Source organism: Weizmannia sp. FSL W8-0676, assembly GCF_038593015.1.
GTDB lineage: Bacteria > Bacillota > Bacilli > Bacillales > Bacillaceae_C > Weizmannia > Weizmannia coagulans.
The window spans coordinates 350,650-372,692 of record NZ_CP151954.1; the positions used below are offsets into that span (position 1 = coordinate 350,650).

The following is a 22,043-nucleotide window of genomic DNA, read 5'->3' on the forward strand; positions in this document are numbered from 1 at the left end:
CCATTTGATTTACATATTATTATAGTTATTTTTTTAGGGAAAATCAATAGAAAAGGAAGCAGAACGGGGTGGCAAAAATATATGGGATATAAAATGGGCTTAAGTTTTTACATCAAGCCCGGCACTAATTTGCATGATTGACTTTTTGCAGCGGGCAACAGCGCGGCAATATTTTGTCCATTTTATATACAGGCTTATTGGCAAACATCTGCCTCTCCGTGCGAAAACTGCAAACGCCTGATTGGGATGGTTCGTTGGCTGAAAAGGAGGGGCTACCGCTTTTCCGCGGGTACAAACAGGCAGGATGACAGCCTGATTCGTGTTTTTTTTCAAAAAGGCCTTTACATCTGCCTGCTTTTTTGTATAATACATATGAAAGTAAACTTAAAGTTTAACAAAACAAAACTTCCTTGCCTTTGAGTTTACAAATGCTAAACAAAATGGAAGGTTTTATGATGAAGATCGGGAAAAAAATTAAAAACTTAAGGTTAAAAAAAGGACTCACCCAAGAGGAACTTGGAGAGCGCACGGACTTAAGCAAAGGCTATATTTCCCAGCTTGAGCGGGATTTAAGCTCCCCTTCGATTGACACGTTTTTTAATATATTGGAAGTGCTCGGCTGCACGCCGAAAGAATTTTTTGACGAAGAAGAGCGTGAACAAAAAGTCGTATACGGGGAAGAAGACCAGACCGATTATCTCGATGAAGAGCGCGGTTATAAAATCCAGTGGCTCGTCCCGGAATCGAATGAAAAGGAAATGGAACCGATCCTGCTTACGCTTGAGGAAAAAGGGGAGTTTAAAACGTTTGAACCTTCTTTATCGGAAACCTTTGCCTATGTACTGGAAGGCCGGATTGCGGTGCGGCTTGGCAAACGCCTGTACCGTGCAAAAGCCGGAGAAGCCATTTATTATCATGCATCCGATGAGCATCAGATCCTGAATGACGCGGAAGGCCGGTCCAGGCTTGTACTCGTTGCTACGGAATCGTATCTGTAAGCTGAACATAGAAGAGGAGGACAGCAATGAACAGCGATATCATCATTCGTTTTGAACATGTCACAAAACAATACGACGATGATCCTGCTATTTTGGATGACGTCAGTTTTGAAATAGAACGCGGAAAATTTTACACTCTGCTCGGACCGTCGGGTTGCGGAAAAACAACGATTTTGCGCCTGATTGCGGGATTTATTGCGCCGACAAAAGGAAATATTTACATCAATGGAAAAATCGTGAATGACGTGCCAGCCAACCGGCGCCAGGTCAATACCGTTTTCCAGGATTATGCGCTATTTCCTCATTTAAATGTGTATGAAAACGTCGCATTTGGGCTGCGCATTAAAAAAATGAAGGCAGCTGTGATTGAACAAAAAGTAAAAGAAGCCTTGAAGTTTGTGAATCTGGAAGGCTATGAAAACCGGGAAATCAGCGAAATGTCAGGCGGGCAGCGGCAGCGTGTCGCGATTGCGCGCGCGATTGTCAATGAACCGGAAGTGATTTTGCTGGACGAACCGCTTTCCGCGCTGGATTTGAAGCTAAGGACAGAGATGCAGTATGAACTGCGTGAACTGCAGCGCCGCCTTGGCATTACGTTTATTTTTGTCACGCACGACCAGGAAGAAGCGCTTGCGATGAGCGATGAAATTTTTGTCATCAATAACGGGAAAATCCAGCAGAGCGGCACGCCGACCGATATTTACGATGAACCGATCAACCGCTTTGTCGCGGACTTTATCGGCGAGTCCAATATCCTTCCGGGAAAAATGATCAAGGATTTTGTTGTGGAATTTAACGGCCATGCGTTCGAATGCGTTGACCGCGGCTTTCATCCGAACGAGCCGGTTGAAATTGTCATCCGCCCGGAAGATTTAGAAATCACGACACCGGAAAAAGGGAACTTGAAAGTGCGGGTGGATACGCAGCTGTTCCGCGGCGTCCATTATGAAATTTGTTGCTACGATGAAGAGGGAAATGAATGGCTTGTCCACTCGACAAAAAAAGCAAAAGTCGGGGATACGATCGGCCTTTATTTTGAACCGGAAGCGATCCACGTGATGAGATTCGGCGAAACAGAAGAGGAATTCGACCGGCGCCTGGAAGCGTACGATGAGGTCCGGCCATGAAAGTAAATGCACGCACTTTTTATCTCGTTCCGTATTTGCTGTGGATCCTTCTTTTTGTAATCGCGCCGATTTTGCTCATTCTCTATTATTCTTTTTTTGATATTGAAGGGCATTTGTCGCTTGTCAACTATGAAAAATTTTTTACGCCCGTTTATTTGAAAATGACGCTGAGCTCTTTTTGGTATGCGTTTTTGATTACGGCGTTTACACTTTTGATTTCGTATCCGACTGCTTATCTTTTGACAAAATCGCGGCATAAGCAGCTCTGGCTCTTATTAATCATTTTGCCGACATGGATCAATTTGTTGTTAAAAGCGTATGCGTTTCTTGGGATTTTCGGCACATTCGGCCCGGCCAACTCGTTTCTTGAATGGATGGGCATCGGGCAAAAGCAGATTTTATTTACAGACTTCAGCTTTTTGTTTGTGTCTACTTATATTTTTATCCCATTTATGATTTTGCCGATTTATAACGCGCTTGAAGAACTAAACCCGGTCTTTATGGATGCGGCGCGCGATCTTGGCGCCTCGAAATGGACCACGTTCCGCTGCGTTGTGTTTCCGCTCACGCTGGACGGTGTCAAATCAGGGTGTCAGGCTGTCTTTATTCCGTCTCTGTCACTCTTTATGATTACGCGCCTGATTGCGGGAAACCGTGTCATTACGCTCGGTACGGCAATTGAGGAGCATTTCCTTGTCACACAGGATTGGGGCATGGGGTCTACGATCGCCGTCTTTTTGATCATTGCCATGGTCGTCATTATGATTGTGACCGGCAACCGGAAGTGAGGGATGAAGTTGAAAAAAAGATGGAAATGGTCAAACTTATATCTGATATTTGTGTTTATCGTCCTTTACGCACCGATCTTTTATTTAATGTATTATTCGTTCAACAAAGCAGGAAACATGCATGAATTTAGCGGTTTTACATGGGAATGGTACAAGGAAGTGTTCCAGGACACGCGCCTTATGATCATTGTCATCAATACGCTTGTGATTGCGCTACTCGCATCCGCGATTTCAACGGTGATCGGTGTGATGGGGGCGCTCGCGATCCGGTTTGTGAAAAGAAGAAGAACGAAAAATGCGCTGCTTTCGCTCAATAATGTGCTGATCGTAAGCCCTGACGTCATTATCGGTGCATCGTTCCTGATTTTATTTACGATTGCAGGGATCAAGCTCGGGTTTACATCCGTTCTCGTTTCGCACATCGCTTTTTGCATTCCGATTGTTGTGCTGATGGTGCTGCCGAAACTGCAGGAAATGAGCCCGACTTTGATTGATGCGGCGCGCGACCTTGGGGCAAGCCAGTGGGATGTGTTGTCGAAGGTGATTCTCCCGTATATTACGCCCGGTATTTTTGCCGGTTTTTTCATGGCGCTCACGTATTCGCTCGATGATTTTGCCGTCACCTTTTTTGTCACCGGGAACGGCTATTCGACGCTTTCCGTTGAAATTTATTCGCGGGCGCGCCAGGGGATTTCACTCACGATTAACGCGCTGTCAACGCTGCTCTTTTTCTTCTCTATTATCCTTGTGATCGGGTACTACCTCGTGAACCAGCGCCAAGCCCGCACGAACGGAATGGGGGTTAAAAGATGAAACAGCTGCTGCGTGTTTTTATTGCGATAATCGTTGTCGCCCTTGCCCTGCAATTTCTCGCTGGGCGCATGAACCAAACGGAAGGCTATGCAGGCGGAAATACGATCACGATTTACAATTGGGGGGATTATATCGATCCCGCCTTGATTAAGAAATTTGAAAAGCAGACCGGCATCAAAGTCATTTATCAAACTTTCGATTCGAACGAAGCCATGATGACAAAAATCTCCCAGGGCGGTACAACGTTTGATGTTGCGGTTCCATCCGAGTATATGATCGAAAAGATGAAAAAGGAGAACTTGCTGATTCCGCTTGATCATTCGAAGCTGCCGAACTTGAAATATATCGATTCGCGCTTTATGGATTTGCCGTTTGACCCGGGAAATAAATACTCGGTGCCTTATTTCTGGGGGACGGTTGGGATTGTGTATAATTCAAGCATGCTTGGCGGCAAAAAAATTACAAGCTGGGACGACCTGTGGGATCCCGATTTGAAAAATCAGATTCTGCTTGTGGACGGCGCCCGCGAAGTGATGGGGATGGGGCTCAACAGCCTGCATTACTCGCTGAATGATACGAATGAAAAACATTTGCAGCAGGCAAAAGCAAAACTTGATCGGCTGATGCCGAATGTGAAAGCGATCGTCGGCGATGAAATCAAGATGCTGCTGGCCAATGAAGAAGCTTCGCTCGGGGTTGTCTGGTCGGGGGATGCGGCTGAAATCATGTCGGAAAATAAAAAGCTGAACTACGTTGTGCCGAGCGAAGGCTCCAATCTCTGGTTCGACAACATGGTCATCCCGAAAACAGCGAAAAACGTGGATGGCGCCCTGAAGTTTATCAATTTTATGCTCGATCCGAAAAACGCCGCGCAAAACGCCGAGTACGTCGGTTATTCAACGCCGAACAAAGCGGCTCTGAAGATTTTGCCAAAATCGATTTCCGGCGACCGCCGTTTTTATCCGGATGCTGCACTCACAAAGAAACTGGAAGTATATAAAAACCTTGGCAAGAAAAAACTCGCCCGCTATAATGAGCTATTTTTGGAATTTAAAATGCATACCAAATAACGAAAGCCGTCCCGAATCCGCGGGGCGGCTTTCAAGTTGATCACGGGCGAAAATAACCGGCTGAATGTCTTTTCCAGCGGGCACGGACATCACTCGGGTGGTGATTGAGATATTTTTTGGAGGTTTCAAAAGGCCAAAAGCGGCTTGGGTAGTGTTCGAAATGTCCTTTTGAAGGCCTCAAAAAGACAAAAGGAACCCGGGTAGTGGTCAAAATGTCCTTTTGGAGGTTTCAAAAAGACAATAACGGCCCGGGCAGCGATCGAAATGTCCTTTTGGAGAGTTCAAAAGGACAAAAGTGGCTTGGTTGGTGTTCGAAATGTCCTTTTGAAGGCTTCAAAAAGACAAAAGCGGCTTGTGCAGCGATAGAAATGTCCTTTTGGAGGTTTTAAAAGGACAAAAGCGGCTTGGGTAGTGTTCGAAATGTCTTTTTGGAGAGTTCAAAAGGACAAAAGGGACCCGCCCGCCAATAGAAATGTCCTTCATCAAAGTTATGAAAGACAAAAGGGACCCCGCCCGCCCCCAGAAATGTCCTTCATCACAGGCATGAAAGACAAAAGGGGATCCGGCCGCCCGCAGAAATGTCCTTCATCGCAGCCATTGGGGGACCCGCGTGCCCGGCCGATAAAAAAAGCAGGGACCGCCCCCGCCTTACGCTCTTCGTTTTTCCATATCAATATACAAATTCCGGTATGCATTCGATTCCGCCTGCATGCCGAGTTCGTGATAAATTTTTGACAACCATTTGACCGGGGTTGGGTCGTTTTCCCGCAACTCCATTTCCCAGCTGAAACAGTCAAGCGCCTTGTCGTATTGCCCAAATTCAAAATACAATTCTCCGAGCAGCGATTGCTTGTCGGGATCGTCCGCCATTTGGTGCATTTGCTCCACTTTGCGGATGGCCGGCAAATGCCCCGCTGCTTTCTTGAACGGAAGCAGCCATTCCATTATATAGGAAGTGTCCCGGTGCTGTAACAAATATGAAATGCACTTTGCCGCAAATTTCTCTGCCTGTGCCGGGTGCCCGGAAAAAAGTGGGGCAAGCCGGTTCAGCGTTTCCACATCTGTATGGCCATCCGGGCTCCATGATTCAAGCATATTTTCCACTTTTTCCGCCTGTTTCGCACTAAGCTGAATCTGTTCCTCAAGCATCATCGGGATCATTTTTTCCAGTTGTTTTGTCTCAATATAAAACTTCAGTAAATCCTGCTGCAGCGGTTCAAACTGCCGGATGCGGGCATAAAGATTTTCCAAAATGGCCATTTTTTCCGCCTGTTCAAAAAGCGCCTCCAGCCGCTCAAGAAGGGCTTTGTAACCGGCATCGGATGGCGCCGCCTCCATCTGTTCAAGGCTTAACGCGATTTCGTCCGCCCACCGGTTTTGCGCCCGCAGCAGGCTGCAAAGTTTTGCAAAAGCATCGGTATCCGGCATTTTCTCATATAAAAGTTTTTCGGCATAAAGGGGGTCTTTCCGGATCAGTTCGGGTGAATAGGATTGAAAGAGTTTGTCGTACTTAATCAGATTTAAATCGCGGGACATTTGCTTGACCCAGCTTTGCTTCGGCGCAAAATCTTTTAAGATGCGGAGGATGCGCGCGCACTGCAATAGCTGGCCGTTGCGGCGGTATTCGTAAAAGATGGACTGGATATATTCAAAGAGCTTCCGTTTCGGGACAAACGATTCGAAAAACGTGGCAATCCAGGCGGCTTCAAGTGGCGGGAACAGTTTCTCCATTTTGCCGGTAAGCTGGGCAAAATGAACGGTTTTAAAAGAGCAACCCGGCTGGAAAAGCAAGTCAATCAGCGGATGGGGAGGCTCCAGCACAATGCAGTCACGGAAAGCCTGCGCCACTGCGGACTGCCGTTTCATTTTGGCGGCGGGTACCGCGTTCAAATAATGGTCCTTGTAAAAAATCACATACCACAGGCGGCCATCATCACCGGTTGCCTCGACAAATTTGCCCTGCAAAAAAACGGCCATCCTTTCTATATCCGCGTGAATCACGTGTTTGCGGTCTGTAATGGTCAATTGGGCTGCCATAAAATCCCCTCCTTGATAGTTTGATTATACCATACAGCAGCGGGATTGCGACCATCGGATATTCCGTAGCAGGCTCACGATTTTGAAGGATTGCGGGTTGTTCCAAGAAAGATTTTAGGCCCGTTTTTGGCGCTGAACCACCGTTGGCAGGCAAAAGATCCGTGGCAAAAGCCCGCCGCAGGGTTAAATTGCGAATTGATATGCTTACCCGGCCCCGGGTAAACGTATCAGGGGCCTTCACGAAAAAGCTTCGCGGACGTTCTTTTATTTCATATGCAAAGTTTTTACGCTGCCATGTTCTATTACGATGCAAATACAACAGTTTTTGCTGCCGGCAAACCAATACGGATATATCCGGGCAGGCTGGAAAAGCGTAATAAGGGTTACAATTTCTTACAATCAAAATTTTTTATTAATTTGTTATATTTCTATATTGATAAATTTTCAATGAAAATTATAATAGAGATATGCAATTATACAAAAATTTTGGGGAGGATGAGAGATGAGCATCTTTCAGACAAAAGCAATCGCAAACCTTGTAGAAGAGACCCAGGGCAAGCAAGGGCTGAAAAAAGCGCTTGGTGCACTCGATCTCACTTTGCTTGGGATCGGCGCCATTATCGGCACAGGCATTTTCGTGCTGACAGGTGTGGCAGCAGCAAACTATTCCGGCCCTGCACTCGTCATTTCCTTTATCCTGTCGGGCCTCGCATGCGGATTTGCTGCCTTGTGTTATGCAGAATTTGCATCAATGGTGCCGGTTGCCGGAAGTGCTTATACTTACGGGTATGCGGCGCTGGGTGAATTTTGGGCATGGATTATCGGTTGGGATTTAATTTTGGAATACGGCCTGGCGGTTGCGACCGTTGCGATCGGCTGGTCCGGATACGCCGTGAACCTGCTCGGAAATCTCGGGGTCCATCTGCCAAAAGCGCTGACGCTTGCACCGATGGACGGCGGCATTGTCAACCTGCCGGCCATTCTCATCATCGCTTTGGTTGCCTGGCTGTTGTATTCAGGGGTCCAGCAGACATCCCGCCTGAACGGCATCATCGTAGCCATTAAAGTGGCCGTTGTCCTGTTGTTTGTCGTGCTTGCTGTCGGGCATGTAAAACCGGTCAACTGGCATCCGTTCATGCCGTTCGGGTTTAAAGGCGTGCTTTCGGGCGCAGCGGTTATTTTCTTTGCTTACATCGGTTTTGATGCTGTGTCGACAGCTGCGGAAGAAACGCGCCGCCCGCAAAAAGACGTGCCGCGCGGAATTTTGTTCTCCTTGTTAATTTGTACCGTGTTGTATATCATCGTTTCCGCCATTTTGACAGGCGTTGTCAAATTCAGCATTTTCGGCAGGGCGGAAGCTGCTTCTGCTCCAGTTGCTTATGCATTGCAGCAAATCGGCATTCACTGGGGTGCGGCACTGGTTTCCGTCGGGGCCATTTGCGGGATTACTTCCGTATTGGTTGTCATGGCATACGGGCAGACGCGTGTATTGTTTGCCATGTCGCGTGATGGACTTTTGCCTAAAATTTTTTCAAAAGTCAGTGAAAGGAGAAAAACCCCGGCGACTTCAACCGTTCTGGTCGCGATCGTAACCGCGGTCACAGCCGGGTTCCTGCCGATCAATATCGTGGCTGAGATGACCAATATTGGGACGCTTGCTGCATTTGTGATTGTATGCGTGGCAGTCATCGTGCTCCGATATAAACGCCCGGATCTGGAACGCCCGTTTAAAGCGCCACTTGTGCCAGTCCTGCCAGCCCTTGGCGCGATTTGTTGCACCATCCTGATCGCAAGCCTGCAGCCGGCAACTTTGATCCGTTTCGCTGTCTGGTTCGCAATCGGCATGGTCATTTACTTCGGATACAGTATCCGCCACAGTGAGCTGCAGCAGGGAGCGAAAAAAACAGCATAAAATCCAAAAAAAATAGATGGCCTGTTTCAGCAGGCCATCTATTTTTTGAATTTTTTTACGTTTTGTTATTGATCGTTTACGACAATATAAGCTGCTTTAACTGGCCCATGGACGCCGACGATCAAGTTCATTTCAATGTCAGCGGAGTTGCTTGGGCCTGTAATAAAATTGATGCACGACGGGACGGTTTCCCCGTTTTTGATTTTTTCGCGGATCTTTAAGGCGGCCTGCGTCATACGCGGGACAATCGTGCTTTTCGGCACAATCGCGATATAGGTTTTCGGCAGCAGGCTGACCGACCGGCCGCGTTCTTTACTGCTGAATAAAACCACCGTGCCGGATTCCGCCAATGTGATATCACTGAACGTAATCCCGACATTCGCTTTCTCGCACAGCGCAATATTTTTTTCGCCGATTTCGGGATCCCAGACATGGGTTTCGATTCCCATTTTCGGCCAGCCTTCCTCAATCAGCGGGGTTAAACCGAATTCCCCAAACCGCTTGTCATTCCAAAGCGAGACAGGCCCGCCGCCGTACAGTTCCACGACTTCGTTTAATTTTCCGGGCAAAGTTTTTGCATCCGTTTCAAAAAAATCAACATGGACACTGAGCGACTGCTGGCGCAATACTTCCAGCAGTTCCTCCTGGTTTGCATTTGGCAGTACATCATATTGCGGCTTGTGCTTGTAATCCGGGCGGGCAACACCGGATACAACCGGCTTGCGGCCGAGCCTGCCGGCAATATTTTTTAAAAATGCATCCCGGTTTTGGATGGCTCCGTTCATTTTTTCTGCCCCCTGTCTTTTTCCCGCTTTTCAAACCAGTCGCGGAAAGGTTCTTTGTTCGGCGCAGGGAAATCGCGCACATCCGTCCACGGTTTCATCGGGCCAGGCCCTTTGTGGATCAAATCGTCTTTTAAAAACGGGCGGACGACTTTGGAAGCCATTTTTGCCCCTGCCCCGTAAAGCCCGGGTTTTGAAGCGCCGACACCGAATGCTTTCATCAGCAGCCGTTCTGCTACCGGCGAGCGTTTTTCTTTTTCCGCAATCACTTGGCGGTGCTTAATCAAAAGCTCATGCAGCGGAATTTTCACCGGGCAGGCTTCCGTGCAGGCGCCGCAAAGCGAAGAGGCGTACGGGAGTTCTTTGTATTTGTCGTATCCGCCTAAAAGCGGGCTTAATACCGCGCCGATCGGTCCCGGGTAAATGGAGCCATACGAATGGCCGCCGATATTCCGGTAAACCGGGCAAACATTGATGCAGGCTGCACAGCGGATGCACTGCAGCACCTGTTGGAATTCCGTCCCGAGAATATCGGAACGCCCGTTGTCGACGATCACGAGGTGGAATTCTTCCGGCCCGTCGACTTCTCCTGCTTCTTTCGGGCCGGTCACGGTTGTAATATAACTCGTCAGCCGCTGACCGACCGCGCTCCTCGTTAATAGGCTCACCAAAACTTCAAACTCTTCGTAAGTCGGGACAAGCCGTTCCATCCCCATCACAGCGATCTGTGTTTTCGGAAGGGTTGTGACCATGTCGGCATTCCCTTCATTTGTGACAAGGCCGACCGATCCGCTTTCGGCAATGGCAAAGTTGCAGCCGGTAATCCCGATTTCCGCTGATAAAAATTCTTCGCGCAAAACTTTACGTGCAAACGCGGCCAGCTCCTCCGGTTTTTCTGTGCCGGTATAGCCGAGGCGGTCGCGGAACACGTCGCGGATTTGATCTTTGTTTTTGTGCAAAGCCGGCGCGACGATATGGGAAGGATGGTCGCCGGCCACCTGTAAAATGTACTCGCCGAGGTCGGATTCGACAACAGTGCTGCCCGCTTCCATCAGGGCTTCGTTCATGCCGATTTCTTCCGTCACCATCGATTTCGATTTAATCACTTTTTTCGCGTTTTTTTTCTGCACGACTTCTTTAATATACCGGCTCGCTTCTTCAGCGGTCTGGGCAAAGAAGACATGGCCGCCGCGTTTCGATACATTTTCGCTTAATTGATATAGATAATAGTCCAGATTGTTTAAAACATGCTGGCGGATTTCTTCACCGAGCGAACGCCATTCTTCCCAGTTTCCGAGTTCATTGGCCGCCGCCAGCCGGTTGGTTTGTAGCCGTTCCTGGGCACTTCGGACGGCACCGCGCATAAAATCATCGTTGATGCCTTCTTCGACCCTGCCTTTAAATTTTTCATCACTAATCGATAAACCCATTTTTTTCACCCCTTTGCCGTTTTTTAATCCCTGCTGTTCAAAACTTCAGCAATATGCATAATTTTTATCGGTTTTCCTTTACGCGTCATCCGGCCGCCAATATTCATTAAACAGCCGCAGTCGCCGCCGATTAAAACGTCGGCGCCGGTTTCTTCGACGTGCTCCACTTTTTCGTCCACCATTTGCTCGGAGATTTCGCTCATTTTCACGGAAAATGTGCCGCCGAATCCGCAGCATGACAATGCATTAGGCAGCGGCATAAATTCAAGGCCGTCCACATGTTTTAACAGTTTCATAGGCGCGTCTTTTACCCCGAGCAGGCGCGTCATATGGCATGATGGATGGTAGGTGGCCTTTGCGTGCAGGCTTGCCCCGACATCTTCCACTTTTAATACATCCACGAGAAATTGTGTAAATTCGTATGTTTTTGCAGCGAGCGCTTTTGCTTTTGGTTCCCACACCGGGTCGCCCGCAAAAATTTCCGGGTATTCTTTAAACATGTATGCGCATGAGCCGGAAGGAGATACGACGTAATCTGCGTTTTCAAACGCTTTCATCATTTGTTTCATCGCAGGCTTTGTATCTTCCAGATAACCGCTGTTATAGGACGGCTGCCCGCAGCAGATCTGGCCTTTTGGAAGATCAACTTCACAGCCCTGCCGCTCCAGTACTTCCACCATTGCTTTCCCGACGTCCGCTTTGAACATATCGACAAGGCAAGTGATGAACAAACTCACTCTCACAATATTCACCTTCTTATAGTATTAGGCCAATCATCAGATGACCGGATTACTGTTATTATACTCCTTATAGTGAAAACTTGGCAATGAAAGAAATATAGGATTTAAAACTTTTGCCGTATAAAACGGCAAGCCTGATTGATTCCCGTTTCGGAATTGAAAAGTTAAGTCCATTCTATATATTCATTTTAATGGAAAAATACAAATAAAACACCTGATTTGCCGCTTTTTTTTTTGGCCCGGCCGCAAGCTTGGGCATCAGGTTTTTTCCGGGATCGGTTTGCGTTTCCTTTTCTCTTCATCCCGCAGCATTGCCAATTGATCTTGGCCTGGCATCTTGCCGGTTTTGGTTTGTGCGCTTCCAGGCTTCCTGTCAAATTCCTTTTCTTACCAGACTATAATTTCACCACATTAGTAATTTATCACTTTACCAAACTAAAGAAATACGTTAAAATAATGACATGAAATGGAGCGAAACCAAACCAACACAGAGGGTGAATATACATGAATAAAAAATGGGGACTTTGGACTTTAACCACGTTCGTTGTTGGCAATATGGTAGGCGGCGGGGTCTTCATGCTGCCGGCCAATCTCGCAAATAAGGCCGGGGCGCTCGGTTCAACACTTGCATGGGTTCTGACCGGCTTTGGCGTTTTGATGATTGCGCTCGTGTTCGGAAACCTGGCCATCCGGAAACCGGAACTGAAAGCAGGGCCGCAAAGCTACGCACAGTCGCTTTTTAAATCGAAGCAGGCCGGCCGGGTCGCCGGCTACAGCATGGCATGGGGCTACTGGGCAGCCAACTGGGCGGCAACGGCTTCCGTCATTATTTCGTTTGCGGGTTATTTAACGACATTTTTCCCGATTATGCAAAGCACGAAAATCTTGTTTTCGCTCGGATCTTTCCAAATGGAGGACGGGAAATTTTTGACATTTGCCGTGTGTACAGTGATGCTATGGGGGATTCAATGGATCCTGTCGCATAGCTTTAACAGCGGCGGAAAAATGAATCTTGTGGCGACGGTCACAAAAGTGCTCGGCTTTATGATGTTTATCGTCATTACCGTTTTTGCATTCGATGCCGCGAACTTCGGCAATGCGAAAGCTTTTACCGATGCGGACGGCCACGCCGTTTCTCTCTTCGGGCAAATTAACGGCGGCGCCATCTCCACATTGTGGGCGTTTATCGGGATAGAATCGGCGGTGATGCTGTCAAACCGCGCCAAATCACAAAAAGATGTGAAAAAGGCAACACTTCTGGGCCTTTTGATCTCGATCTTGATTTATGTCGGCATTACCCTGCTGACAATGGGCGCTTTGTCCCAGGCTGAACTGCGCGTCTCGCATAAGCCGCTTGTCGATGCGCTCGGCCAGGTGCTCGGTGCAAACGGCCAGTATATTTTAGCCGCACTGGCGCTCATTTCCTTGTTCGGTTCCACGGTAGGCTGGATTATTGTCAGCTCCGAAGTGCCGTACCAGGCGGCAAAGGCCGGCCTTTTTCCGGCATTTTTCGGGAAAACGAACAGAAAAGGATCGCCGTCCCGTTCGTTATTGGTAACGAATATGATGACGCAAATCTTTTTATTTTCCACTGTATCGGACACCATTTCGGAAGCATATGATTTTGCCATTGTTGTGGCAACACTGGCGTATTTGATCCCGTATCTTGTATCGGTTATTTACCAGTTGAAGCTGGTGGCAGCCGGGGAAACTTATACGTCTCTTGGCGCGCGCACAACGGACGGCATCATTACCGGCATTGCGCTGGTTTATTCGATATGGGTCATCATCACCGGCACTGCCAATTTAAAAACATTCTTCCTCGGCATCGGGCTGTTTGTTATCGGCTTGGTTTTGTACCCGGTTTTGATGCGGGAAAATAAAGTATATAAAGAAGTGCTGGAGTAACTGCAACCAGTTGGGAAGGCTGCTTCCTGACTGGGCTCCTTTGCTTGGTCGGTTTCTAACGGGCCGCCGCTTTGTCCGGAATTTCTGCTGATTCGGAAGTGGGGTGCGAGTATTTTAAAGATGATAACCCCTCATTTCGCAGGCCCCGTCAATAAGAAAAGGATGTCCCTATATAGGACATCCTTTTCTTATTACAAGCTCATTCTCAAAATCTCCCGCACATCTTCTTTGCCCAGTTTTCGAAAGTTGCCGATTGGGCCGAATGGGAGAGCTTTTTCCGCCAAGACGCCGAGCTTGTCATCGCCGATATTGTAATCTGCAAGCCGGCTTGGCGCGCCGATTTCGTTAAAGAAAGCACGGACTGCATCAATGCCGGCGAGAGCCGTTTCTTCGTCCGTTTTTCCTTCAGGATCCACACCCCATACTTCAACGGCAAACCGTTTGAAACGTGGGATATTTTCTTTATATACATACTTCATCCAGTTCGGGAAGATGATCGCAAGCCCGCCGCCGTGCGGGATATCGTAAACAGCGCTGACGGCATGTTCAATCGAGTGCGTTGCCCAGTCGGTTTCCACGCCGGCCGCAAGCAGGCCGTTAAGCGCAAAAGTGGAACTCAGCATTAAGTTTGCGCGTGCATCATAGTCCTCAAGGTTTTGCAGCACTTTGCGCGCATTTTCGATCACGGTTTTCATAATCGTTTCCGCAAAGCCGGTTTGCAACGGAATTTCTGTTGTATGCGAAAAATATTGCTCAAATACGTGCGAGAGCGTATCTGAAATGCCGTAAACAGTCTGGTTGCGCGGCACGGTAAACGTATTTTCTGGGTCTAAAATCGAGAACGCCGGGAAAGTCATGCTCGCTCCGTGTTTTTGCTGTGTTTCCCAGTTCGTAATAACGGAGCCTTTGTTCATCTCTGAACCCGTCGCAGCCAGCGTCAGCACAGTGCCAAGCGGAAGCGCTTTTTCCACTTTTGCCTTTCTTTCGTAAAAATCCCATACATCGCCGTCATACAGGGCGCCGCCTGCGATTGCTTTCGAGCAGTCGATGACGCTGCCGCCGCCGACAGCAAGAATCCAGTCGAGTTCATTTTCGCGGATCAGGGAGATGCCTTTTTTAACAGTGGACAGGCGCGGATTCGGTTCAACACCCGCAAGTTCGCGCACATGGCAGGCTTTTTTCTCAAAAATCGCCTGCAATTTATCGTACAAGCCGGAACGTTTGATGCTGCCGCCGCCATATACAAGCAAAATCCGTTTGCCAAGCTGGTCAATTTTTTCATTAAGCTTTTCGAGCTGCCCTTTTCCGAAAATCAGTTCAGTCGGGTTATAAAACGTAAACGGGTTCATTCAATTCCCTTCTTTCTTTGGAGTTTTACAGACAGATTGTACCACATTTTAGGATGTACCAATCATTTTAAAAGCTTGCATGAGGAAAACAGCCCCCATCTGTAATGATTTGTACACTGAAAGCGCATTCTGACAGGTTTGTAAGAAAACCTGACAAGAAATATAAAAATTTTAAAAAAATTAACGAAAAAGTATTGAAAAAATGGCTGACATCACATATGATAATTTATATAACAAAGATACGTTATAAAATCTAACATCAGAAAGGAAGAGGCAAATGGTTCCTGCAGATTCGGTCTTTATGTTTGTATCGACGGCGCTTGTTTGGGTTATGACACCTGCGATTGCGCTGTTTTACGGGGGGATGGTGAAAAGCAAAAACGTTCTAAGCACCGCGATGTACAGCTTCGGTTCGCTTGGCATTGTATCGGTATTATGGATTCTTGTTGGTTACTCGCTGGCATTTTCAACCGGCGGCAACGCGATTCTCGGCGATTTAAGCTGGGCGGGGCTGCACGATGTCACCTTTAAACCGAATGCAGATTACAGCGCGACGATTCCGCATAACTTATTCATGATGTTCCAAATGACGTTTGCGGTTTTAACCATTGCCATTATTTCAGGCGGTTTTGTCGGGCGGATGCGGTTTTCGGCATACTTGATTTTCATTTCCTTATGGTGCGTGCTCGTATATGCGCCTGTTGCCCACTGGGTATGGGGCGTCGGCGGCTGGATCCGCAACCTTGGCGCACTTGATTTTGCAGGCGGCAATGTGGTTCATATTTCTTCCGGCGTGGCGGCCCTCATCCTCGCGCTTGTACTCGGCAAACGGAAAGAATCCGAAACCGGGCGGCATAACTTAATGCTTGTCCTGATCGGCGGCAGCCTCCTTTGGCTCGGGTGGTTCGGATTTAACGTCGGAAGTGCCTTATCGTTAAACGAAGTTGCCATGTATGCTTTCATCAATACCAATACAGCGGCGGCTTGCGGGTTAATCGGCTGGGCCGCGGTGGAATGGATTGTCAATAAAAAGCCGACATTGTCAGGTGCGATCTCGGGCGGCATTGCAGGGCTCGTAGCGATCACACCGGCAGCCGGGTTTGTAACACCAATGGCATCGATTTTGATCGGCCTGGTTGGCGGCATCGTCTGCTTCTGGGGCGTCACGTATTTGAAGTCGAAACTCGGCTATGATGATACGCTGGATGCATTCGGCATTCACGGTATCGGCGGCACATGGGGCGGCATTGCAACCGGCCTGTTCGCCTCCAAAGCGGTCAACTCCGCCGGCGCGAACGGCTTGTTCTACGGCGATCCGTCGCTCGTCTGGAAGCAGCTCGTCGCCATTGTGTCCACCTATATTTTCGTCGGCATTGCCTCCTTTATTATCATCAAAGCGATCCAATTGTTTATGCCGATCCGCGTTGATGAAGAAGCGGAAAAAAGAGGCCTTGATATCACGTTGCACGGCGAACATGCTTATGGACAGCCGTACGAAGAGGGGGTTTACGAACAGGCTGCAGCAAAATAATAGAGGGCGGGCATATCCGCCTTTTTCCAGCTGCCGGGACATTCCCGGCGGCTTTTAATTTGCCTGGGCAGGGCACCCGTTTCAGTGCATCATTCCTTTTTTGCCGCAACATTTCCAAAAATCATGTAAAATGGAGATAAATCCTGTTTGGCGGGGGATGGGGATGCGCAAAAGGAAAGTTTCATTGCAGACAAAAATACTTGGGCTTGTGCTGCTCCTGTCTTTTTTGATCATCGGCGCGCTTTCCGGTTATTTTATGATGCTGGAGCAGCGCCGAATCGAACAACAGGAAGGGCGCTTGGCGTTAAATATTGCCAAAACGGTGGCGGCAATGCCGGATGTCGTGGACGCTTTCCAAAGCAAGGATCCGTCCGACACGATCCAGCCGCTTGCGGAAAAAATCCGCAAAGAAACCGGCGCCGAGTTTATCGTTGTCGGCAACAGGGAAGGGATCCGCTACTCCCATCCGCTCCCGGGCCGGATTGGCAAAAAGATGGTTGGCGGTGACAATGAACGGGCCATTTTGAAAGGGGAATCCTATATTTCAAGCGCAAAAGGATCGCTTGGCCCGTCATTAAGAGGGAAAACACCGGTACGCGACCGGAGCGGAAACATTATTGGCATCGTATCGGTCGGATTTATGCTGAGCGATGTGAACCGGCAGACCAACATCCACATGATGAAAGTTGCCGGAGTCGCACTGCTCGCTTTTTTCGGGGCCATCATCGGAAGCGTGCTGCTTGCCCGGGATATCCGCAAAGACACAATGGGGCTTGAACCGTTCGAAATTGCCTCGCTTTACAAAGAAAAGCGGGCCATTTTACATGCGGTCAAAGAAGGGATTATTGCTGTGGACCGGGAAGGGTTTGTCACCACCATGAACCAGCCGGCGAAAAAAATGCTGCATATTGGCGGATCAGTCAGGCGTACAAAGATTGACAGGCTGATACCGGCTTCCATTTTTTACGCCGTGTTAAAATCCGGCAAGCCGCAAATGGACCGGGAAATGGTATGGAAAGACCAGACGCTCATCGTAAACAGCACTCCGATTCACGATGAACGGGGACAAGTGCAAGGAGCGGTCGCTTCTTTCCGCGACCGTTCTGAAATTGAACGAATGGCCAATACATTGAGCGAAGTCCGCAAATACTCGGAAGATTTGCGGGCCCAGTCCCATGAATACGCAAATAAGCTGCATGTTCTTTCCGGGCTGCTGCAGCTTGGGGCATATGAAGACGCAAATGAATTTATCCGGGAAGAGACAGCATCCTTGAAAAACCAGCACGCCCGTGTTTTTGAAAAGATAAAAGACATGAAAGTCCAGGCGGTTTTGCTCGGCAAACTCGGCAAAGCATCCGAAAAAAAGATTCGTTTTGATATTGATCCGAACAGTTCTTTAGAAAGGTTGCCAAAGCAAATCGATGTGATGCGGCTGATTGTCATTCTTGGCAATCTGCTCGACAATGCTTTTGAAGCAGCAGGGAAACCAGATCCTCCGGCCGTCTTGTTTTTTGCGACGGATATGGGGGATGACATTGTATTTGAAATCAGCGATAACGGGCCCGGGATGGAAGAAGCGGTCCTCAGGCATATCTTTGAAAGGGGTTTTACGACAAAAACAAAAGAAGCGAACAGAGGGTTTGGCTTATCCAATGCCGCCCATGCTGTGTCAGAACTCGGGGGTTTCATTGAAGTCCACAGCCACCCCGGGGAAGGAACGGTTTTTACAGTTTATTTGCCGAAAAGAAAGGGTGTCGACAGTTGAAAACAATAAAAGCGGTGATCGCCGAGGATGATTTCCGCGTGGCGCTTGTCCATGAAAAATTTCTGGCAGAGTTCCCTTGTTTCGAAGTGGTTGGCAAAGCCCTGAATGCAAAAGAAACGCTGGCGCTTGTGGAGGAGAAGTCCCCGGATTTTTTGCTTCTTGATGTGTATTTTCCTGACCGGCTCGGCGTTGACCTGCTTCCCGGCCTGCGGGCATTGGCGCCGCATCTTGACATTATGATGATTACAGCCGCTGCGGAAAAGGATTTTATCGAAAAGGCGCTTCATTATGGGGTGGAACACTATTTGATCAAGCCGGTTTCACTCAAGCAGTTTAAGGAGGCGGTCGAAAAGTATCTGGATAAAAAGCGCCTCCTGGAAACAGCGGGTACGGTGGACCAGGCCTGGGTCGATTCGCTGTTCGGGGCGCCGCGCCGGGAAGCGGGGGCGCAGGAAACGGAGCTGCCGAAAGGAATTGATGCGATTACGCTGAGCAAAGTAAAAGCGGTGCTGGTTCCGGACCAGGGGCAGTCCGCTGAACAGGTCGCCGAAAAAATCGGCGCCTCCCGGACAACCGCCCGCCGCTATTTGGAATACCTGGTTTCCATCCGGACGTGCAGGGCAGAAGTTGAATACGGCATCGTCGGCAGGCCGGAGCGGAAATATTACCTTGTTTCATCCGTTTGATAGGTAAGCGCCGGCCATGCCCCCCTTTTTTCGTGAACAAAATGAACAAAATCATCAAAATAGATTTTATATCATTAATTTTGAAATCGCTTACAATATTTGCTTTGTTGGGTAAACTGAAAGAAACGAACGAAGGGGTGGCTGTTGTGTTGGCATTCATGGGATTTTTGATGATTATTGTTTTCATGTTTTTGATCATGACCAAGCGGCTTTCCGCCATGATTGCGTTGATGGTGGTTCCGGTCATTTTTGCAGTAATCGGCGGGTTTTGGAAAGGAATCGGGAAGATGGCGATCGACGGGGTTACAAGCGTCGCGCCGACCGGCATTATGATTTTATTTGCGATTCTCTATTTCGGGCTCATGATCGATGCGGGGTTATTTGACCCGGTGATCTCGCAAATATTAAAACTCGTAAAAGGGGACCCGCTCAAAATTGCAATCGGGACAGCGGTCTTAGCCGTTTTGGTATCGCTAGACGGGGACGGCACAACCACCTATATGATTACCATTTCCGCGATGCTGCCGCTTTGCCAGCGGATTGGCATGAAACCGCTCGTGCTTGCGGGCATTGCCGTTTCCGGATCAGGCGTGATGAACCTGCTGCCATGGGGCGGCCCGACAGCCAGGGCAATGAGCGCGCTCGGACTCGGGACGTCAGATCTGTTCACGCCGGTGATTCCGTCTATGATCGGCGGTTTGCTATTTGTCTTTTTCCTTGCTTTTTACCTCGGGCGGAAAGAAAGAAAACGGCTGGGAATCATCCGTACAGAAAATGAGGCATTTTTGGAACAGGCTGCAGCCGTTGCAGTCGGTGAGGGGAATGAATTAAAGCGCCCGAAACTGATTTGGTTCAACGGCCTTTTGACGATTGCACTGCTTGTTGGGCTCATTATGGAAGTGCTGCCGGCAGCGGTTTTGTTTATGCTCGGTTTTGCCATTGCAGCGATGGTGAACTATCCGAATATGGATGTCCAGAAAGAAAGGGTGGCCGCCTACGCCGGAAATGCGATGTCGGTTGTGGGGATGATTTTTGCAGCCGGGATTTTTACAGGCGTTTTGTCCGGGACAAAAATGATTGACGCAATGGCAAATACATTGATCACGCACGTTCCGGCTGCATGGGGCCCGCATTTTGCCGTCATCACAGCAGTCATCAGTGCGCCGTTTACCTTTTTCATGTCCAATGATGCGTTTTATTACGGGGTTCTCCCGCTCGTTGCGAAAGCAGCTGCAGCGTACGGCATTAGCCCGGAGGCAATTGGCAGGGCATCGCTGCTCGGGCTTCCGGTCCATTTGCTAAGCCCGCTCGTCCCGTCCACCTATTTGCTGGTCGGCATGGTCGGCGCCGAGTTTGGCGATTTGCAGCGTGCTTTCTTAAAATGGGCGTGCGCATCGGCCCTCGTTATGATCATTGTGGCATTGGCGATTGGGGTGATTCCATTTTAAGCAGGAAAAGCGAAAGGATGATGTGTGCCTTTCGCTTTTTTGCACTTGAGGTAACGCCTGCGTTTGGTTCCGGTTCTTACAGGCTGGTAAGATCATGGATTGAAAAACTGCGATTTTTACGGCTGCTTTTCGTAAAATGATCTGAAAGAAAAGAAGCCCGTGTTTACGCGTTCACCGAATACCGATATAAAAGGTGCTTTGCCGCATATGAAAACACGGCTCCCCAAAAAAGCGAGATAGAAGGAAACGGCGGGGTGGAATAAGCCAACCACCGCTTCTGATACGACGTAAAAAGCGACAACAGGTTTGTCAATTAATCCTTTTTGCCGAATCCTGCTGTGTCCGCAACAATTGCTGGCTGATTGTCTCCTGCTGTGCATCCTGCGCAATCGTGTAGCGCGGACGCCTTTTTGTTTCCTGGTAAATTTTACCGATATACTCGCCGATTAACCCCATACTCATCAACATAAAGCCGCCTAAAAACCAAATGGAGATAATAATCGAAGCCCAGCCGTCATCCGCATGGCCGGAAACTTTTACAAAAAGTGCATACAAGCCGGCGATGGTGCTTGATAAAAAAGTAAACAAACCGACAAGGGTAATAAAGTGGATCGGCACCACGCTGAAAGAAGTAAGGCCGTCAAAGGCGAACGCCAGCATTTTTTTGAGCGGATACTTGCTCTCGCCGGCTGCCCGTTCTTTCCGGTCATAAAGCACTTCAGCCGTTTGCAAGCCGATTAACGGCATTACGCCGCGCAAAAATAAATTTTGCTCGGGAAAGCGGGAAAGCTCCTCCAGCGCACGCTTGCTCATCAGCCGGTAATCTGCATGATTGTATACGAGATCGACGCCGAGTTTTTTCATTGCCCGGTAATACCCCCGGGCAGTCGCTCTTTTAAAAAAGGTATCTTTCTCGCGCTTTTTTCGCACGCCGTATACAATGTCACAGCCGTCGTGGAACTTTAATAGAAATTCGCGCATAACCGAGATGTCATCCTGCAAATCGGCATCGATGGAAATGACGCAGTCGGCCGCTTCTTTTGCTTTTTCAAGTCCGGCAAGCAGTGCTTTTTGGTGCCCGAAATTGCGCGAAAGCTTCAATCCTTTGACAAGCCGGTTTTTCCTTGTGATTTCTTCAATCATCGGCCATGTTTGGTCACGGCTGCCGTCATCCACAAACAAAATGTTGCTTTTCGGGCTGATCAGGCCTTCGTTCATCAAGGAATACACCACTTCCGTCAGCTGGCGTTCCGTTTCGTATAAAACAGCCTCTTCGTTATAACAGGGAACGACAATGGTCAGTACTGGATTTTCCACGTTAGCAACCTCCAACAAACAGTATTACGGATAGGTTTTGCCAGCGTGAATCACTTTATGCTTGAAAAAGGGAAATGGAGAAAAAGAATGGCAAGATGATAGATCATGCGGTCTTCTAAGAAAAAACATGAGAACAGACCAGACATTGGAAAAACAGGCAGAAACGTGGTATACTAAAATGCGGAGTGCAATGGATGGTGCAATATACATTTTACCATCTTAATTATAGCATCTTCCAATGACGATTGTCAAATTTATTGGCTTAAGGGGCCGCGTTTTTCCCGGCTGGTTGGAATATGCTGCTTTATGCCAATGCATTTGAAGAAAGTTTTTCTATACTCT

General features: G+C 48.5%; 17 protein-coding genes. 11 read left to right on the forward strand and 6 right to left on the reverse strand.

Annotated features, from left to right (window positions below):
- Positions 1 to 455: 455 nt before the first annotated feature.
- The 5 genes from NST20_RS01780 to NST20_RS01800 are packed head-to-tail and all read left to right on the forward strand — an operon-like array spanning position 456 to position 4,796.
- On the forward strand, positions 456 to 998 hold the full coding sequence (locus tag NST20_RS01780) for an XRE family transcriptional regulator (RefSeq protein ID WP_026104558.1): 543 nt from the start codon (positions 456 to 458) through the stop codon (positions 996 to 998).
- A gap of 26 nt (positions 999 to 1,024) precedes the next feature.
- On the forward strand, positions 1,025 to 2,125 hold the full coding sequence (locus NST20_RS01785) for an ABC transporter ATP-binding protein (protein ID WP_014096316.1): 1,101 nt from the start codon (positions 1,025 to 1,027) through the stop codon (positions 2,123 to 2,125).
- Positions 2,122 to 2,913, forward strand: a complete 792-nt coding sequence (locus NST20_RS01790) for an ABC transporter permease (RefSeq protein ID WP_035189136.1) — start codon at positions 2,122 to 2,124, stop codon at positions 2,911 to 2,913. Before NST20_RS01785 ends, NST20_RS01790 begins: the two co-directional genes overlap by 4 nt.
- Before the next feature lie 3 nt (positions 2,914 to 2,916).
- Positions 2,917 to 3,726, forward strand: a complete 810-nt coding sequence (locus NST20_RS01795; RefSeq protein ID WP_017550888.1) for an ABC transporter permease — start codon at positions 2,917 to 2,919, stop codon at positions 3,724 to 3,726.
- The gene (locus tag NST20_RS01800) at positions 3,723 to 4,796 is read left to right on the forward strand and encodes an ABC transporter substrate-binding protein (RefSeq protein WP_342399937.1); all 1,074 of its coding nucleotides are present in this window, start codon (positions 3,723 to 3,725) and stop codon (positions 4,794 to 4,796) included. The genes NST20_RS01795 and NST20_RS01800 overlap by 4 nt, the downstream gene beginning before the upstream one ends.
- A 648-nt stretch (positions 4,797 to 5,444) precedes the next feature.
- On the opposite strand, the gene NST20_RS01805 is transcribed toward NST20_RS01800, so the two are convergent.
- On the reverse strand, positions 5,445 to 6,833 hold the full coding sequence (locus tag NST20_RS01805) for a hypothetical protein (RefSeq protein ID WP_029142180.1): 1,389 nt from the start codon (positions 6,831 to 6,833) through the stop codon (positions 5,445 to 5,447).
- 502 nt (positions 6,834 to 7,335) lie between these two features.
- Between NST20_RS01805 and NST20_RS01810 the strand changes: the two genes are divergently transcribed.
- Positions 7,336 to 8,745, forward strand: a complete 1,410-nt coding sequence (locus NST20_RS01810; RefSeq protein WP_265114492.1) for an amino acid permease — start codon at positions 7,336 to 7,338, stop codon at positions 8,743 to 8,745.
- A gap of 65 nt (positions 8,746 to 8,810) precedes the next feature.
- Here the strand turns inward: NST20_RS01810 and NST20_RS01815 are convergent, their stop codons facing one another.
- From NST20_RS01815 to NST20_RS01825, 3 genes are read right to left on the reverse strand one after another with little or no spacing between them, the layout of a single operon-like run.
- Positions 8,811 to 9,530 (reverse strand): lactate utilization protein C, encoded by a 720-nt coding sequence (locus NST20_RS01815; RefSeq protein WP_013858240.1) that lies wholly within the window; start codon positions 9,528 to 9,530, stop codon positions 8,811 to 8,813.
- Positions 9,527 to 10,957 (reverse strand): LutB/LldF family L-lactate oxidation iron-sulfur protein, encoded by a 1,431-nt coding sequence (locus NST20_RS01820; protein ID WP_013858241.1) that lies wholly within the window; start codon positions 10,955 to 10,957, stop codon positions 9,527 to 9,529. Before NST20_RS01820 ends, NST20_RS01815 begins: the two co-directional genes overlap by 4 nt.
- Before the next feature lie 23 nt (positions 10,958 to 10,980).
- Positions 10,981 to 11,700 (reverse strand): (Fe-S)-binding protein, encoded by a 720-nt coding sequence (locus NST20_RS01825; RefSeq protein ID WP_017553716.1) that lies wholly within the window; start codon positions 11,698 to 11,700, stop codon positions 10,981 to 10,983.
- A gap of 501 nt (positions 11,701 to 12,201) precedes the next feature.
- Between NST20_RS01825 and NST20_RS01830 the strand changes: the two genes are divergently transcribed.
- On the forward strand, positions 12,202 to 13,605 hold the full coding sequence (locus NST20_RS01830; RefSeq protein WP_342399938.1) for an amino acid permease: 1,404 nt from the start codon (positions 12,202 to 12,204) through the stop codon (positions 13,603 to 13,605).
- A gap of 191 nt (positions 13,606 to 13,796) precedes the next feature.
- On the opposite strand, the gene NST20_RS01835 is transcribed toward NST20_RS01830, so the two are convergent.
- Complete coding sequence (locus tag NST20_RS01835; RefSeq protein ID WP_315957937.1) at positions 13,797 to 14,954, reverse strand: iron-containing alcohol dehydrogenase; 1,158 nt, start codon at positions 14,952 to 14,954, stop codon at positions 13,797 to 13,799.
- Positions 14,955 to 15,231: 277 nt separating this feature from the next.
- Here NST20_RS01835 and NST20_RS01840 point away from each other — a divergent pair, with 277 nt between their 5' ends.
- From NST20_RS01840 to NST20_RS01855, 4 genes are all read left to right on the forward strand, one after another.
- Positions 15,232 to 16,485 carry an ammonium transporter gene (locus tag NST20_RS01840; protein WP_013858247.1) on the forward strand — a complete coding sequence of 418 codons (1,254 nt, stop codon included), beginning with the start codon at positions 15,232 to 15,234 and terminating at the stop codon, positions 16,483 to 16,485.
- Positions 16,486 to 16,648: 163 nt separating this feature from the next.
- Positions 16,649 to 18,250: a sensor histidine kinase gene (locus tag NST20_RS01845; protein ID WP_342399939.1), complete on the forward strand. Its 1,602-nt coding sequence runs from the start codon at positions 16,649 to 16,651 to the stop codon at positions 18,248 to 18,250.
- On the forward strand, positions 18,247 to 18,936 hold the full coding sequence (locus NST20_RS01850) for a response regulator (protein WP_061577727.1): 690 nt from the start codon (positions 18,247 to 18,249) through the stop codon (positions 18,934 to 18,936). The genes NST20_RS01845 and NST20_RS01850 overlap by 4 nt, the downstream gene beginning before the upstream one ends.
- A gap of 146 nt (positions 18,937 to 19,082) precedes the next feature.
- Positions 19,083 to 20,384: a CitMHS family transporter gene (locus tag NST20_RS01855; protein WP_342399940.1), complete on the forward strand. Its 1,302-nt coding sequence runs from the start codon at positions 19,083 to 19,085 to the stop codon at positions 20,382 to 20,384.
- 309 nt (positions 20,385 to 20,693) lie between these two features.
- Here the strand turns inward: NST20_RS01855 and NST20_RS01860 are convergent, their stop codons facing one another.
- The gene (locus NST20_RS01860; protein WP_342399941.1) at positions 20,694 to 21,701 is read right to left on the reverse strand and encodes a glycosyltransferase family 2 protein; all 1,008 of its coding nucleotides are present in this window, start codon (positions 21,699 to 21,701) and stop codon (positions 20,694 to 20,696) included.
- Positions 21,702 to 22,043 lie beyond the last annotated feature (342 nt).

What these genes read in the sequence shown, in the direction of transcription:
- NST20_RS01805 (WP_029142180.1), bottom strand. Translation starts at nt 6,833, where the DNA reads ATGGCAGCCCAATTGACCATTACAGACCGCAAACACGTGATTCACGCG.
- NST20_RS01810 (WP_265114492.1), top strand. Translation starts at nt 7,336, where the DNA reads ATGAGCATCTTTCAGACAAAAGCAATCGCAAACCTTGTAGAAGAGACC.
- NST20_RS01830 (WP_342399938.1), top strand. Translation starts at nt 12,202, where the DNA reads ATGAATAAAAAATGGGGACTTTGGACTTTAACCACGTTCGTTGTTGGC.
- NST20_RS01800 (WP_342399937.1), top strand. Translation starts at nt 3,723, where the DNA reads ATGAAACAGCTGCTGCGTGTTTTTATTGCGATAATCGTTGTCGCCCTT.
- NST20_RS01815 (WP_013858240.1), bottom strand. Translation starts at nt 9,530, where the DNA reads ATGAACGGAGCCATCCAAAACCGGGATGCATTTTTAAAAAATATTGCC.
- NST20_RS01785 (WP_014096316.1), top strand. Translation starts at nt 1,025, where the DNA reads ATGAACAGCGATATCATCATTCGTTTTGAACATGTCACAAAACAATAC.
- NST20_RS01790 (WP_035189136.1), top strand. Translation starts at nt 2,122, where the DNA reads ATGAAAGTAAATGCACGCACTTTTTATCTCGTTCCGTATTTGCTGTGG.
- NST20_RS01835 (WP_315957937.1), bottom strand. Translation starts at nt 14,954, where the DNA reads ATGAACCCGTTTACGTTTTATAACCCGACTGAACTGATTTTCGGAAAA.
- NST20_RS01795 (WP_017550888.1), top strand. Translation starts at nt 2,917, where the DNA reads ATGAAGTTGAAAAAAAGATGGAAATGGTCAAACTTATATCTGATATTT.
- NST20_RS01845 (WP_342399939.1), top strand. Translation starts at nt 16,649, where the DNA reads ATGCGCAAAAGGAAAGTTTCATTGCAGACAAAAATACTTGGGCTTGTG.
- NST20_RS01780 (WP_026104558.1), top strand. Translation starts at nt 456, where the DNA reads ATGAAGATCGGGAAAAAAATTAAAAACTTAAGGTTAAAAAAAGGACTC.
- NST20_RS01840 (WP_013858247.1), top strand. Translation starts at nt 15,232, where the DNA reads ATGGTTCCTGCAGATTCGGTCTTTATGTTTGTATCGACGGCGCTTGTT.
- NST20_RS01820 (WP_013858241.1), bottom strand. Translation starts at nt 10,957, where the DNA reads ATGGGTTTATCGATTAGTGATGAAAAATTTAAAGGCAGGGTCGAAGAA.